A 13,886-nucleotide genomic window follows, 5' to 3' on the forward strand; every position below is an offset into this window, starting at 1 on the left:
GGGTCCGGGATCAGCGGATGTAGCTGTTCTGCGTTGCCTGCCAATCGGATTGGTCGTCCAGCTCGGCCATGACATCCCGCCGGGCGCCGATCCGGCCCGGCCACCAGGCCTTGCGGCCGAACAGGGCGGTCACCGCGGGGGTGAAGAACATGGCCATGACGAAGGCCGACAGAGCGATGCCGAAGGAGATGGCGAAGCCCATCTGCGCCAGCATCGAATTGCCCGCCAGCATCATCGAGGCGAAGGTACCGGCCAGGATGACGCCGGCCGCCGCGATGGTGGGGCCGGTGTGGCGCAGGCTCAGCGCCGCCGCGGTCCGCGGATCCCGGCCCTCGGCGGCCTCTTCGCGCAGCCGGGCCACCATGAGGATGTTGTAGTCGGTGCCCAGGGCGATGACGAACATGTACATGATGATCGGCAGCGAGAAGATCAGGCCCGAATTGCCTTGGGCCCGCTGGAATACCAGCACCGCCGCGCCCAGGGTGGCGGCGAAGCCGAGGCCGACCGCGCCCATCAGGTACCAGGGTGCGACGACGCTGCGCAGCAACAGTGCGAGCACCAGGGCGATGAGGATGGCCGCCACCGGGAACACGATCTTGTAGTCGTGGTTCATCGCGGCCTTGAAGTCGACCAGCACCGAGGACATGCCGCCGACGTAGGCGCTGCTCCCGGCCGGCGCCGCCGCGTGCGCGCTGTCCCGCAGCGGCCCGCGGACCGTGGCCAGTGCGGCATCGGAGGTCGGCTCGGAGGTGAGGGTCACCTGGAATTCGGCGATCGAACCGTCGGCGGAGACCCGCGGCGCGCCCACCTGCCCGACGCCGGGCGTGGCGGTCAGCGCGGTCCGATAGGAGTCGAGCTGGGCGCCGGTCAGGGCAGCGTCCGAGTGCAGGTAGACCAGCGACGGCTGGGTGGCGCCCGCCGGCATGCCCTTGAGCAGTTCCTTGCTGTAGACGGTGGATTCGGTCGTATCGGAGGTGGATGCGGAGCTCATGTCGAAGGTCGGGTGGAAGCCGAAGGCGGCCACACCCAGGGCCACCAGCACCGCACCCGCGGCGGCGGCGAAGACGCCCGGCCGGCGTCCCAGACCGCGGCCGAGTGCGGCGAACACCGTGCCCTTCGGCTCCTGCTGCCAGGCCTTGGACGGCCAGAACACCTTGGTGCCCAGCTTGGAGACGATGGCCGGGACCAGGGTCAGCCCCGCCAGCATGGCGACCGCGACGGCGATGGCCAGCGCCGGGCCCAGCGCGCGGAACATGCCGAGCGAGGACAGGGTCAGTGCGAGGAAGGCGATGATCACCGCACCCGCGGCGGAGGTGATGGCTTCGCCGACCCGGGTGACCGCGCTGATCATGGCGGTCTTGGGATCCTCACCGGCGCGCAGCCGCTCCCGGTAGCGGAACATCAGGAACAGGATGTAATCGGTTCCGACGCCGAACAATACGACGGTCAGCAGCGAGTTGACCGAGCTGTCCACCTTCAGGTCGAAGGCGTGGGCGACGATGGCGATCAGGCCGCCGACGGTGCTCGAGATGGCGCCGATGGTGATGACCGGCAGCAGCGCGATCACCGGGCTGCGGAAGATGACGAGCATCAGCACCAAGATCAGTACGACGGTGGCGATGCCGATGATGGCCATGCCCTTGTTGCCGGATTCGGTCTGATCCAGGGTCTGCGCCGCGGTGCCGGTGATTCCGGCCTTCAGCTCGGTGCCCGACACCTGCCCGTGCAGTGCGTCGCGCAGCTCCTTCACGGCATCGGTCTGGGTCTTGTCGCTCGGGTCGGTGGTCTTGGTCATCTGCACCGCGATGACCTGGATCGAGCGGTTCGCCGCCGGGGGAGTCGCCTGAATTCCGGTGACGCCCTTGATATTGCGACTGCTCAGGTCGGTCGCCACCGTGGTGACGCGCGCCGCGTCGTCCGCACCGAGCGCGGCGCCGTCGGCGCGTTCCACCACGATCAGCGCCGCGGGCGTCACATCGTCGGGAAATGCCCGCTGTTGCAGTTCCATCGCCTGAATGGACTCGTAATGCGAAGGCAGGAACGAGGATTGGTCGGTGGTCGCGGTGAGCTTCGGCGCCAGCCCCACCACCGCGATGGTGGCGATGACCCAGAGGGCGATCACCTTCCACGGGTGATTGACGGCAATGCGCCCGAGTAGAGCGAACATCGGGAGGATTCCTTTCCGATCAGTACTGGTCTGCTGCTGAGTTCTGCTGGGGAAGACCCTCGCGGGCCGGGCTGATGTCGACCTGATACGCCGCTGACACGTTCGCGGCCACGGTGTCCCCGCGCTCCGGATCGGCCTCGGCGGCCGGTGTGGGCTGCCGGCCGCGCAGCACGCCCAGCGCCAGCACCGCCGCGGCCAGCACGCCCAGCGCGCTCACCCCGAAGCTGACCGACATCGCGCCCGCGAAGGCGTCGCGGGCGGTGTGCGCCAATCCGTGGTCGCCGGTGCGCGCCGCGATGGCGAGCGCGTCGCCGAGCGAATGCCAGGCCGCCGCGGGTGCGGACTCGGGCATCTTGTGTGCGAAGACGGACGACACCAGGCTGCCCAGCACCGCGACGCCCAGCGCCGCGCCGGACTGTTGAATGGTGTCGTTGAGCGCCGACCCCACCCCGGCCTGCTCCGGCGGCACCGCACCGGTGATGGTGGCGATGGCCGCGGGCATGGCCAGCCCGCCACCCAGTCCGAAGACGATCAGGGCGACCGAGACCATCCCGAAGCCGCTGTCCGCGTTCAGCGTCGCGAGCAGCAGCGACCCGGCCGCCATGATCAGCATGCCGATCACGGTCAGCATGCGATTGCCGACCTTGGGCCCGAGCCCCGCGCCCGCCCCGCTGGCCACCAGCGCCGCGATCGCCATGGGCAGGAAGGCGGTACCGGCCCGCAGCGGCGAATACCCGAGTCCGAACTGCAGATACTGGGTGAGGACCAGCAGTAACCCGCCATTGCCGATCTGCACCAGCGTGAGCGCCACGCTGCCGCCGGCGAAATCGCGATCGCGGAACAGCCGCAACGGCACCATCGGGTGGTCGATGCGCGATTCCCACACCAGGAACGCGACCAGGCTGCCGATCGTGACCAGCAGCGCGAGGAACGTACCGGTGGAATGCAGTCCGTCCGCGGGCAATTCGGTGATCGTCCAGACCAGCGCGACCATGCCGATGGCGGACAGCACCGCGCCGAGCGGGTCGGGTCGCCGCCACGGGCCGCGTGATTCGGGCACCAGTGTCACCACCGCGACCAGGGCGACGATCACGATCGGGATATTGATGAGAAAGACCGCGCCCCACCAGAATCGGTCGATGAGCAGGCCGCCGAGGACCGGGCTGCCGATCAGCCCGAGCATGCTCACGCCACCCAGGGCGGACATGGCCTGGTGCCGCTCCTCGGTGTCGAACAGATTGATCACGATGGACAATCCGGCGGGCATGATGAGCGCACCGCCGATGCCCATGACCACGCGGGCGGTGATCAGCTCGCCCGGACTCGCCGCCAGCGTGGCCACTGCGGAAGCCGCACCGAACAGCACCAGGCCGATGGTCAGGATCCGCTTGCGCCCGAATCGATCCGACAGACTGCCGGAGGTGAGCAGCAGCCCGGCGAACACCAGCAGGTAGGAGTCCAGGATCCACTGCATGTCCTGGGCGCTGGCGTGCAGGTCCTCGGTCAGGGCGGGCACCGCCACCGACAGCGCCATATTGTCGATGACGAGGATGATCGTGGCCAGGCAGAGCGCCACCAGAATCCACCAGCGCCGGGGATCGCGGGGAATGGTCGGGTCCGGCGTCGCTGCCACCGGAATCTGTGTCGTATCCATCGAATTCTCTTCTCGGGTCAATCTTCTGGCGGGCAGCCGGCGGGGGGTGTCCACTCGGTCAGCTGGACGTCGACCTGGTTCGGGTCGGTGAGCCGGAGCCGCAGTAGGCCGCCGGCTTCGCGGCGCAGCGGTGTGGTGACGGGTGCGTCCTCGTCGAGCAGCCGATCCTGTTCGGCGGCGAGGTTCGGCACGTCGAAGGACAGTTCGACGCCACTGGGCCCGGGGCCCGCGGTCGCCGGGGGTCTTTCCGGATCGCGGTGCCGCAGCACGATTTCCACGTCCAGGTCGTCGCGTTCGAGGTAGGTGAAGTCCTCGTTCGTCACCGTGGCGTGGAATCCGAGATGCGTGCAGAAGAACTCGCTCGATGCCGCGGGGTCGGAGACGGTCAAGGTGATTGCCGCGCCGAGGATCTTCATGCCCCCACTCCCTCCTCTGGGTTCGGTCACCGTGTTCGGCGACAGTTCCAAGCTTCGGAGTTTCCGCAGGTGGGAACAACGACAGAGATCGAAAGGTCGGTTAAGTCAGAGGTTTACGAACGCGCCGCGGCGGGGACCGGGCGGGGCTGTGCGCCGCCCATAACAGAGCAAGCGCTCTGTTATGGGTTACACTGGCTTCGTTCATCGAATGCTGGTGAGCGGAGCTACCGAGCGGAGATCGTTGTGGAGTTGCGGGACATCGAGATCTTCGTGACCTTGGCCGAGGAACTGCATTTCGGCCGAACCGCCGAGAAGCTGCGAATCACCCCGGCCCGGGTCAGTCAGGCGATCAAGAAGCAGGAGCGGCAGGTTCAGGCCACGCTGTTCGAGCGCACGTCCCGCTCGGTCAGCCTGACACCGATCGGGCGTCAGCTGTACGAGGACCTGAAGCGGGCGCAGAGTCTGATCGACACCGGACTCACCCGCGCCCGCGCCGCGAGCCGCAGCGTGCAGGGCACCCTGCGGGTGGCCGTCATGAGCATCCTGGGCCTGTACCTGCGCCCCGTCATCGAGGCCTTCAACGTCCGATACCCCGACTGCGCAATCGAATTGGTCGACTTCCCGCACAGTGAACCGTTCACCGCCTTGCGCGCCAAGGAGGTCGACCTCGGCCTGATCTGGCTGCCCGTCCGGGAACCGGACCTCACCGTCGGACCGGTGCTGATGACCGAGGGGCGGGTCCTGGCCACCACGACCACCTCCGAACTCGCCGCCCGCGCCTCGCTCACGATGGAAGACCTCGCCGAATGTGTTTTCCCGAGTCTGGGCAATGTCCCGAAGTACTGGGCCGAAGGCATGCTGCCCGCCACCACGCCCAGCGGCGTCCCGATCGCCCGCGGCCCCGAAGCGGCGTCCTTCTTCGAGATCCTTCCTTTGATCATGTCCGGCGCCGTCGTCTCCCCGATGAACGCCCACGTCGCCTGGACCTATACCCCGCCGAACATCGCCTATGTCCCGATCGTCGACGCGCCCCTCACGGAATGGGCGCTGGTCTGGCTGACCGCCGCCGAGAACGCCGCCGTCCGCGCCTTCGTCGACACCGCCCGCGACCTGGGTATTCGTCCGATCGTCAAGGAGAACTGAACCGCGCATCGGCTGCGGTGCGGGCCCGTGCGCGCTACCGTGGCCGGGTGACTGTCGGTTTTCGAGCTGTGCTGACCGGTCTGGCGTCCTGCGCGCTGGTGGCCTCGCTCGCCGCGACCGCGCAGGCGACGCCCTCCGATGGGGTCACCGGGGTGATCATCTCGCGGACCACCATCGGCGACACCGACTACATCCTGCGTGAAATCACCATTGCGCCAGGCGGTTCCACCGGCTGGCACTACCACGATGGGACGCTGTACGCGGTGCTGCGACAGGGGCAGCTGAGTCATTACGACTCGGATTGCGCGGTGGATCAGGTCGGCGGGGCGGGGACCGCATTCGTGGAGCGGGCCGGGTCGGGCAATGTGCATCTGGAACGTAATCTGGGCGCCGAGGCGCAGATTCTGGATGTGCTTTATGTCCTGCCCGCGGGGAGTCCCCTGTCGGAGAATGCTCCGAATCCGGGCTGTCCGTTCAACTGACCGGCGCGGCGAGGAAACGCCTCGAATTAGAACTCGTTCCAATTCGAGGCGCAGACGTGTCCGGGGGAGAATCCGACCGGCGCCGCTCAGTACGGCTGGTTCGGATCCCGTTCGGGCAGTGGACGTTCCGAGATGACCGGGCGGCCGACCGGGTTGCGGACCCGGCGCTTGGCGCCCTGGTAGACCAGCGCGGTCTCCTGCGCCACCACGTCCCACGCGAAGTCGGCGGTGAGCCGCTCGCGGGCGGCCCAGGCGCGCTCCTGTGCGGCGGTCGCGTCGTCGAGGACCGAGATGACCGCTTCCGCAACGCCGTTCACGTCGGCCGGTTCGAAGGACGCGCCGGTGACGCCATCGGTGACCAGGTCGCCGAGCCCGCCCGCGGTGGAGGTGATCAGCGGGGTACCCGCCGCCGCCGCCTCCAGCGCCACGATGCCGAACGGCTCGTAGCGGCTGGGCAGCACGATGGCGTCGGCGCTGTGCAGCCAGCCGAGCAGATCGGTGTGGTCGAGCTTGCCGACGAAGCTGACCGCGCGCGAGACGCGATGGGCGCGGGCCCGCTCACGCAGCCAATCGAACTGGGTGCCGATACCGGCGACGGTGAGGGTGGTACCGGGGTGCGCCTTGCGGATACGCGGCAGCGCCGCGATGGCGTCCTGGATGCCCTTCTCGTATTCGAGGCGGCCGACATACAGCAGTCGCGGCGGCCCGGAGCGCGGCGCGCGCTCGCGGAAGGTCCACGCGCCCACGTCGATACCGTTGCGGATCACCGTCATCGGCACCTTCTCGGCGCCGTAGAGCCGGTGCACCTCGTCCTTCATCGACTCCGAACACGTGATCAGCGCGTCGGATTCGTGCGCCAGCCACCACTCCACCGAGTGCACCTGCCGGTTCACCCGTCCCGAGACCCAGCCACTGTGGCGGCCCGCCTCGGTGGCGTGAATGGTCGAGACCAGCGGCACGTCGTAGTACTCGGCCAGGGTGATCGCAGGGTGCGCGACCAGCCAGTCGTGGGCGTGCACCACATCGGGCGTCCAGCCCTCGCCGATGCCCGGCTTGTTCAATGCGATCCCGGCCCGCACCATGGCGTGGCCCATGGCCAGCGTCCAGGCCAGCATGTCCTCGCCGAAATCGAAGGCCGGCGGATCCTCGGCCACCGCCACCACCAGCACGCCCTCCTCGATGAAGGAGTGCGTCGGGTGGGTGGTGGCGTCGGTGCCCATCGGACGGCGCGCCAGCACGACGACTTCGTGCCCGGCCGCGGCCAGTTCGACGGCGAGGTGATGCACGTGGCGGCCCAGCCCACCGACTACGACGGGTGGGTACTCCCACGACACCATCAAGATCTTCATGCGGGTCCTTCTGAAGCGGGGCCGAGCCTGCGCGCATCGAGCGCGGGGAAGAGTCCGTCGGCCGCGTACCATCCTGCCGCCAACTGCCCCGCTTTGGCGAGTTGCCCGGCCGCGACCGCCGCGGCGATCTCGCGCACGGCGTGGGCGTGTTCATGGGCGCGGTCACGCGCGTATCCGGCGGCGGAATCCTTGGACACCATGAACGCCCAGTCGCTGGAGACGGCGAGGATCGCCTCTCGCAGCAGCTGGTCGGCAACCGTGTCACGGAGCCCGAATCGGTCGTTGTGCATCGATCCGGCGTCCACCCGCATCTTGTCGAGGGTGTCCAGGGCCAGCCGCACCACCTCGGCGTTGAGCTCGACCAGGTCGGCGACCTGGTCCCCGGCCCACACGCGCCAGTCCTTGCCCGAACCCCAGGAGGAGTCGGCCAATTCGACGCGTTCGCCCACGTAACCACGGGACCGCGCATCGGCGAGCGTGCCGACGGTGACCCCCGCCTCGGGCAGTGCGCGCAGCACCTGTTCGAGCCACTGCGGGCCCTCGTGCCACCAGTGCCCGAACAGTTCGGTGTCGAACGCGGCCACCACCAGGGCCGGGCGACCGATCCGTTCCGACTCGGCGATCAGCCGCTCCCGCACGGTCGCCACGAAGTCCGCGACGTCCTTCTCGATGGCCGCGGCGGCGAGTTCGGGATCATAGGGGGCCTTGTCGGGGCCCGCGACGGTCTTGCCGGTGACGCGCGTCGGTTTCAGTCCGGTGGCGTGATCGTAGTGATGGAAATCACGGTAGAAGGGCTGCCCCGGGTACCCGGATTTCGGCGACCACACCCGGTAGCTGACCGTCAGGTCGCGGCCGAAGGCCACCACATCCGAATCCCACACCGGCCGCCCGAGCGTGGTGTCGCCGCGCAGGGCGGGACCGTCCACCATGAAGTGCGAGATGCCGACCTTGTCGTAGGTCCGTTCCATCCCGGGCGTGAACCCGCACTCGGGGGCCCAGATGCCGGAGGGTGTGTGCCCCCATCGGGCCCGCGCGTCCGCCAGGCCCTCGGTCAGTTCGTACTCGCGCAGCCGCGGATCCAGCAGCGGCTGGAACGGATGCGACAGCGGCCCGCCCAGCAATTCGATGGCCTCGGCGTCGATGAGCTCGCGCCACACCGGCGAGGCCCCGTGCATCCAGCGCGTCTCGAAATCGTCGAGAGCCGTTGCGGCGAGCCGGTGTTCGTGCCCGCCGAGCGCGGTATTGCCCGCCATGGACGCCTCGTCGGCGCGCAGCCGCCAGTTGCCCAGCCAGTGGTGCATGCCCTTCAGGCAGTGCGGATCATCCAGCTGCGCCGCCAGCACCGGCGTGATCCCCAGGCTGATCAGGTGCGAACGGCCTTCGGCCGCAAGGGTTCTCAGCACCTTCGCCACGGGCAGGTAGGACGCCGCCCACGACTGGTACAGCCACTCCTCGCCGACCGGCCAGCGCCCGTGATGGGCCAGCCACGGCAGATGTGAGTGCAGGACCAGCGTGAACTGGCCCGGCACCGGGGAAAGCTTGTCCGTCACGGCTTCACCGCGATGGCCAGCAGATCCAGGCTGGCGTCGATATCCCGCTCGGTGTCGGCGACCAGTTCGAAATCGTCGATGCGCACGGCGGCCACGTCCGCCGCCAGCTCCGCCGGCCACGGCTCGCCCGCCAGCGCCCGCTCGATCTGCGCGTCGATGAGCGACCCGCCCCACTTCGCGTCCAGCGCTACGAGTTCGGGCCCGTGGAAGATGCCCGCCATCAGTTCCACGGTGAAACCGGCCTCGACGAGAAGCTCGGTCATCTCGGCGGCATTCAGCTCACGCGTGTGGAAAGGGTTGAGCGGCGTATCGCGCCCGGGGGAGAAGGTGATCCGGTTGGGGGTGGAGATCAGCAGCTTGCCGCCGGGCCGCAGCACCCGCAGGCATTCGCGCAGGAACTGTGCCTGGTCCCAAAGATGCTCGATCACTTGGAAGTTCACCACGACGTCGACCGAGGCGTCGTCGAGCGGCAGCGCGGCCAGATTGCCCTGCACCATCCGCACCCGCGGGTACTTGGCGCGCACGTGCGCGACCGCGCTGTCGTCGTAGTCCAGGCCGGTGACCTGCGCGGCGACGTCGGCGATCATATTGGCGCCGTAGCCTTCTCCGCTGCCGGCCTCGAGCACGACCTTGCCCGCGCAGTGCTCCAGCATGCGCACGTAGGCGATCTCGTGCCGCCGGAACCAGTAGTTCTCCTCGGCGATGCCGGGCACCGTCCGCTCACCGGTCAAAGGCAAGGGATCGGTGGGGTTTTCAACAGGACTCACGGCCTCGCTCATTGCTCCGACGTTAGCGGTTGTCCATATCACACCCGCGACCGGATCAGCCGATGCAGAAAGTCACACGCTAAGTTACCCACGAGTAACTTAACGTAGGGTAATCTCCCGGACGAGCTACTTGTGGACGTACGTGACGATCTCGTGCGACCGCCACACCCAGTGCCACCAGAACAGGAGGTCGACGAAGACCAATGCCGAACATCGTCGTACTGATCAAGCAGGTTCCCGACACCTGGTCCGAGCGCAAGCTGACCAGCGGTGACTACACCCTCGACCGCGAGGCCGCCGACGCCATCCTCGATGAGATCAACGAGCGCGCCGTCGAGGAGGCGCTGTTGATCAAGGAGGCGCAGGGCGGCGAGGTCACCGTGCTGGCCGCAGGCCCCGATAGGGCCACCGAGGCCATCCGCAAGGCCCTGTCCATGGGCGCGGACAAGGCCATCCACATCAACGACCCGGCCATCCACGGCTCCGACGCCGTGCAGACCGCCTACATCCTGGCCGCCGCGCTGGGCCAGATCGAGGGCATCGAGCTGGTCATCGCGGGCAACGAGGCCACCGACGGTCGCGCCGGTGCGGTTCCGGCCATCATCGCCGAGTACCTGGGCCTGCCGCAGCTGACCCACCTGCGCAAGCTGACCGTCGACGGTGAGCGCATCGCCGGCGAGCGGGAGACCGACGAGGGCGTGTTCAAGCTCGAGGCCACTCTTCCGGCCATCGTCTCGGTCACCGAGAAGATCAACGAGCCGCGCTTCCCGTCCTTCAAGGGCATCATGGCCGCCAAGAAGAAGGAAGTTCAGACCTTCACCCTGGCGGATCTGGGCGTCGACCCGGAGACCGTGGGCGTTGCGAACGCCGGCACCCAGGTGACCGGTGTGACCCCGAAGCCGGCGCGCACGGCGGGCGAGAAGATCGTCGACGAGGGCGAGGGCGGCAACCAGATCGCCACCTACCTGGTCGGCCAGAAGATCATCTAAAGCCCCCCGAGCCCAACGACTTTCAGGAGATAGAAAAAATGGCAGAAGTTCTGGTGCTCGTGGAGCACGCTGACGGTGCGCCCAAGAAGGTGACCACCGAACTCCTCACCGCCGCCCGCTCGCTCGGCACCCCGGCCGCGGTCGTGGTCGGCCCGGCCGGCACCGCCGACAAGCTGGGCGACGCCCTGGCCGCCGCCGGCGCCGAGAAGATCTACGTCGCCGAGGGCGACGACGCCGAGGGCTTCCTCGTCACCCCCAAGGTCGACGTGCTCGCCGGCCTGTCCGAGTCCGCCGCCCCGGCCGCGATCCTGGTCGCCGCCACCGCGGAGGGCAAGGAGGTGTCGGGTCGCCTGGCCGCCCGCATCGGTTCCGGTCTGCTCATCGACGCCATCGCCGTGAACGGTGACGGCTCGGTGCAGCACTCGATCTTCGGTGGCGCGTTCACCGTGGACGCCAAGGCCACCGGCGACGTGCCGGTGATCTCGGTGCGCCCGGGCGCCATCGAGGCCGCCCCGCAGGCCGCCGCCGGCGAGAAGGTCGCCGTCGAGCTGCCCGCGCAGGAAGAGGGCGTCGTCAAGGTCGTCTCGCGTGAGCCGAACGTGGGCGGCGACCGCCCCGAGCTCACCGAGGCCGCGATCGTGGTCTCCGGTGGCCGTGGTGTCGGTTCGGCCGACAACTTCGGCAAGGTCGTCGAGCCGCTGGCCGACGCCCTCGGTGCCGCCGTCGGTGCGTCCCGTGCCGCCGTCGACTCCGGCTACTACCCGGGCCAGTTCCAGGTCGGTCAGACCGGTAAGACGGTCTCCCCGCAGCTGTACGTCGCCCTCGGCATCTCCGGCGCCATCCAGCACCGCGCCGGCATGCAGACCTCGAAGACCATCGTGGCCGTCAACAAGGACGAAGAGGCCCCGATCTTCGAGATCTCGGACTACGGCATCGTCGGCGACCTGTTCAACGTCGCCCCGCAGCTCACCGAGGCCGTGAAGGCCCACAAGGGCTAGTCGCCCGTCGCTGCCTTTGCAGCGCAGGCAAACTCGAATGTCCCCGGCCGCAGCGGCCGGGGACATTCGAGTTTCGGGGGCATGCGGCTCGCGGACCGCTACGGTTGCCGGGATGACGAGGGTCGGGCAGGCTTGCCCGGTGCGTGGGCGATTCGATCCTCGGCGATGGCGGGCCGGGGAGCCTGCTCCCGAGAAGGCTGATGAGACGGCCGGTTTCGGCGCGGATGGCGTCGAGCTGTCGGAGATCGTCGCGGCACTGCATTTCGACCTCGCCGAATGGCTGGGGTCGGATGCGGCGCCGAAGGTGTTCGACCGCATCTCCGGGGCGTTGGACGAGCGGTTCACCTCGGTGGTGACCACCGGGCAGGCGGTGGATCGGGAAGCGTTCCTGGCGGGGATCTGGTCGGCGCGGAATGCGCTGGCGGGGATGGAGATCGAGGTCTCCGAGGTGGCGGAGGTCGCGCGCAGTGGGCAGCTGATCGTGGTCCGATTCGTCGCCGAGAACCGGGTGGGGGCGGCGCGGACCGGTCAGCGGATCGTCACGGCCGTGCTGGTCACCGACGGCCGCACCCACCTCTGGCGAACCGTCCACGAGACCCCGCTTCCCGAAGTGCCGCAGACGGTGACACCGGACCCGGCCGCGAGCGCCCCGGCCGAGCCGACCGAATCCGCCCCGCCACCGGTAGCCGAAAATGATGCGCCGCAATCGGTTACGGCCTCGGAGTCGTGGTCAGCCGTAGACGCGGGCGGCGATCTGGCCGTCGGGGCGGACGAGGAGAGCGGCACAGGGGGTGAGATCGCAGACAGTGCGGAGTTGCCGGGGGAGCTGGGATCCGATGAGGAGGACGCGGCCGGGGCCGATGAGGTCGAGGACGGAGCGGCCGTCGGAGAGCCGGGCGCGGGGGAGCCGGTCGCCGACGGCGGCGGTGGGGAGGTATCCGTCGGCCGCGAGGAGAGTGTCGTTGTCGCGGTAGGAGACCCCGAGTAGGAGCTGGTCGTCGAACCTGGCGGCGACCTCGGGTGCGAATCATTTCCATACGAAATGGTTTGCCGGTTCTCGGCGGTCTGGGGCAGGGTGGCCTGATGCCGATCTCATTGCCGCCGGAGGTGGCCGAGAACATCGCGGGGAGTTTCGGGGAGCGCGGGTCGCGGTGGCTGGCCGCGCTGCCGAGGGTGGTGGAGCAGCGGTGTGCGGCCTGGGGGCTGGAGATCATCGAGCACAGCTTCGGAGGCGGGACGCATTCGTGGGTCGCACCGGTGCGGCGAACCGACGGCTCGGTCGCGGTACTGAAGGTGCCGGTGGTCGACGAGGAGAACCATGGGGAGCCGGCCGGGCTGTACTGCTATGGCGGGGATGGGGCGGTGCGGCTGTACGAGTTCGATCCCGAGACCGGGGCGATGCTGCTCGAATGGGCGCGGCCGGGGACGGAACTGCTGTATCAGCCCGGGTTCCCGAGTCTCGAAGGGCGGCCGGAGAACATCGGCAAGGTCGAGCAGGCGTGCGGGTTGTATCGCAGGCTGCGGCGGGAGCCGGTGGTGGTTCCGGCGGGTTTTCCGGAGTTGCCGACTGCCGCCGGGATGGTGGCGGGGTGGGAGGGGATGTTTCTCGAGCCGGAAGACGGTGTCGCGGAGGTGATTCCGGCTCGGCTGCTGGATCGGGCGGCGGAGCGGTGTGGTGAGCTGGCGGTGCCGGACGGGCCGCTGCTGGTGGTGAATCGGGATACCCATCTGGGGAATATCGTTGCGGCGGAACGGGAGCCGTGGCTGCTCATCGATCCGAAGGCTTATCTGGGGGAGGCGGCCTTCGATGCTGGGTTCCTGATCATGATTCAGGTGCAGAGCGATCCGACGCCGGACCATGCCCGGTCGGTGGTCGAGCGGACCGCTGCGGGATTGGCCGTCCGCGCCGATCGGGCACGTGCCTGGGCGTTCATGCGGTCGATGGAGGAGATCGTGTGGGCCGTCGAGGACGAGGAGCCCGCGGACCTGCGGTTGCATCTCGCGGTCGCAGCGGCGTTGGCCTGATCGCGGCGGCCGAAGAGATTCACGAAAACCCATGGCGCCCAGATGATCTTGACCCAGACCGGCACGCTGCCGCCGTCGTCGGGACGGCCCACGGGTCGCCCCGGACCCCGTGGGACCGGTAGGTCGGACATGATCGGCGCCAGTTCCCCGTAGGTCCGGGCCGAGTACACCTGCTGCAACCGTTCGTCGAATTCGTGCAGCGTGATCCGCCCCTCGCCCATGGCCACCCGCAGCCGGTCGACGATCTGTTCGCGGTCCCGGTCGGAGGCCCGCATGTTCTCCTGCCCCACGATGCCTCGGTTCCGCCGGGTGTGTCGGCGCTATCCGGCCGTCGCGGCTTTCGCGC

At 68.8% G+C, this 13,886-nt stretch carries 12 protein-coding genes and 1 pseudogene; 6 read left to right on the top strand and 7 right to left on the bottom strand.

All coding sequences use genetic code 11. From position 1 onward, the window contains the following. Positions 1 to 10 precede the first annotated feature (10 nt). The 3 genes from ACFXKA_RS05995 to ACFXKA_RS06005 are packed head-to-tail and all read right to left on the bottom strand — an operon-like array spanning position 11 to position 4,237. Positions 11 to 2,167, bottom strand: a complete 2,157-nt coding sequence (locus ACFXKA_RS05995; RefSeq protein ID WP_379426309.1) for an MMPL family transporter — start codon at positions 2,165 to 2,167, stop codon at positions 11 to 13. A gap of 19 nt (positions 2,168 to 2,186) precedes the next feature. Beyond that, positions 2,187 to 3,821 carry an MFS transporter gene (locus ACFXKA_RS06000; RefSeq protein ID WP_379426310.1) on the bottom strand — a complete coding sequence of 545 codons (1,635 nt, stop codon included), beginning with the start codon at positions 3,819 to 3,821 and terminating at the stop codon, positions 2,187 to 2,189. Positions 3,822 to 3,838: 17 nt separating this feature from the next. Continuing rightward, a complete protein-coding gene (locus ACFXKA_RS06005; RefSeq protein WP_354835163.1) occupies positions 3,839 to 4,237 on the bottom strand; it encodes a VOC family protein in 399 nt (132 codons plus the stop codon). A 243-nt stretch (positions 4,238 to 4,480) separates the two neighbouring features. On the opposite strand from ACFXKA_RS06005, the gene ACFXKA_RS06010 reads away from it, so the two are divergent. Both ACFXKA_RS06010 and ACFXKA_RS06015 read left to right on the top strand, forming a co-directional pair. Beyond that, positions 4,481 to 5,380, top strand: coding sequence for a LysR family transcriptional regulator (locus tag ACFXKA_RS06010; protein WP_364613296.1), 900 nt, complete (start codon positions 4,481 to 4,483; stop codon positions 5,378 to 5,380). A gap of 47 nt (positions 5,381 to 5,427) precedes the next feature. Beyond that, the gene (locus ACFXKA_RS06015) at positions 5,428 to 5,862 is read left to right on the top strand and encodes a cupin (RefSeq protein ID WP_354835167.1); all 435 of its coding nucleotides are present in this window, start codon (positions 5,428 to 5,430) and stop codon (positions 5,860 to 5,862) included. Positions 5,863 to 5,948: 86 nt separating this feature from the next. Here ACFXKA_RS06015 and ACFXKA_RS06020 read toward each other — a convergent pair whose 3' ends face one another. From ACFXKA_RS06020 to ACFXKA_RS06030, 3 genes are read right to left on the bottom strand one after another with little or no spacing between them, the layout of a single operon-like run. Then, a complete protein-coding gene (locus ACFXKA_RS06020) occupies positions 5,949 to 7,211 on the bottom strand; it encodes a glycosyltransferase family 4 protein (RefSeq protein WP_354835169.1) in 1,263 nt (420 codons plus the stop codon). Next, complete coding sequence (locus ACFXKA_RS06025) at positions 7,208 to 8,761, bottom strand: 1,4-alpha-glucan branching protein domain-containing protein (protein WP_379426311.1); 1,554 nt, start codon at positions 8,759 to 8,761, stop codon at positions 7,208 to 7,210. The genes ACFXKA_RS06020 and ACFXKA_RS06025 overlap by 4 nt, the downstream gene beginning before the upstream one ends. Continuing rightward, positions 8,758 to 9,540, bottom strand: a complete 783-nt coding sequence (locus tag ACFXKA_RS06030; RefSeq protein WP_379426312.1) for a class I SAM-dependent methyltransferase — start codon at positions 9,538 to 9,540, stop codon at positions 8,758 to 8,760. Before ACFXKA_RS06030 ends, ACFXKA_RS06025 begins: the two co-directional genes overlap by 4 nt. A 191-nt stretch (positions 9,541 to 9,731) precedes the next feature. On the opposite strand from ACFXKA_RS06030, the gene ACFXKA_RS06035 reads away from it, so the two are divergent. From ACFXKA_RS06035 to ACFXKA_RS06050, 4 genes are all read left to right on the top strand, one after another. Next, positions 9,732 to 10,517 (top strand): electron transfer flavoprotein subunit beta/FixA family protein, encoded by a 786-nt coding sequence (locus ACFXKA_RS06035; protein ID WP_326309084.1) that lies wholly within the window; start codon positions 9,732 to 9,734, stop codon positions 10,515 to 10,517. A 38-nt stretch (positions 10,518 to 10,555) separates the two neighbouring features. Further along, positions 10,556 to 11,515 (top strand): electron transfer flavoprotein subunit alpha/FixB family protein, encoded by a 960-nt coding sequence (locus ACFXKA_RS06040; RefSeq protein ID WP_354835175.1) that lies wholly within the window; start codon positions 10,556 to 10,558, stop codon positions 11,513 to 11,515. A gap of 112 nt (positions 11,516 to 11,627) precedes the next feature. Further along, positions 11,628 to 12,503 (top strand): hypothetical protein, encoded by an 876-nt coding sequence (locus tag ACFXKA_RS06045; protein WP_379426313.1) that lies wholly within the window; start codon positions 11,628 to 11,630, stop codon positions 12,501 to 12,503. A 95-nt stretch (positions 12,504 to 12,598) separates the two neighbouring features. Beyond that, complete coding sequence (locus ACFXKA_RS06050) at positions 12,599 to 13,540, top strand: aminoglycoside phosphotransferase family protein (protein ID WP_379426314.1); 942 nt, start codon at positions 12,599 to 12,601, stop codon at positions 13,538 to 13,540. Between the two features lie 128 nt (positions 13,541 to 13,668). On the opposite strand, the pseudogene ACFXKA_RS06055 reads toward ACFXKA_RS06050, so the two are convergent. After that, positions 13,669 to 13,815: pseudogene (locus ACFXKA_RS06055) on the bottom strand (DUF1707 domain-containing protein); the annotation flags it as partial. Positions 13,816 to 13,886 lie beyond the last annotated feature (71 nt).

It is taken from the genome of Nocardia sp. NPDC059228 (genome assembly GCF_042754245.1).
Classification (GTDB): domain Bacteria; phylum Actinomycetota; class Actinomycetes; order Mycobacteriales; family Mycobacteriaceae; genus Nocardia.

Coding starts and splice junctions, on each gene's coding strand:
- ACFXKA_RS06020 (WP_354835169.1), bottom strand. CDS start 7,211: ATGAAGATCTTGATGGTGTCGTGGGAGTACCCACCCGTCGTAGTCGGT.
- ACFXKA_RS06045 (WP_379426313.1), top strand. CDS start 11,628: ATGACGAGGGTCGGGCAGGCTTGCCCGGTGCGTGGGCGATTCGATCCT.
- ACFXKA_RS05995 (WP_379426309.1), bottom strand. CDS start 2,167: ATGTTCGCTCTACTCGGGCGCATTGCCGTCAATCACCCGTGGAAGGTG.
- ACFXKA_RS06040 (WP_354835175.1), top strand. CDS start 10,556: ATGGCAGAAGTTCTGGTGCTCGTGGAGCACGCTGACGGTGCGCCCAAG.
- ACFXKA_RS06000 (WP_379426310.1), bottom strand. CDS start 3,821: ATGGATACGACACAGATTCCGGTGGCAGCGACGCCGGACCCGACCATT.
- ACFXKA_RS06005 (WP_354835163.1), bottom strand. CDS start 4,237: ATGAAGATCCTCGGCGCGGCAATCACCTTGACCGTCTCCGACCCCGCG.
- ACFXKA_RS06030 (WP_379426312.1), bottom strand. CDS start 9,540: ATGAGCGAGGCCGTGAGTCCTGTTGAAAACCCCACCGATCCCTTGCCT.
- ACFXKA_RS06035 (WP_326309084.1), top strand. CDS start 9,732: ATGCCGAACATCGTCGTACTGATCAAGCAGGTTCCCGACACCTGGTCC.
- ACFXKA_RS06050 (WP_379426314.1), top strand. CDS start 12,599: ATGCCGATCTCATTGCCGCCGGAGGTGGCCGAGAACATCGCGGGGAGT.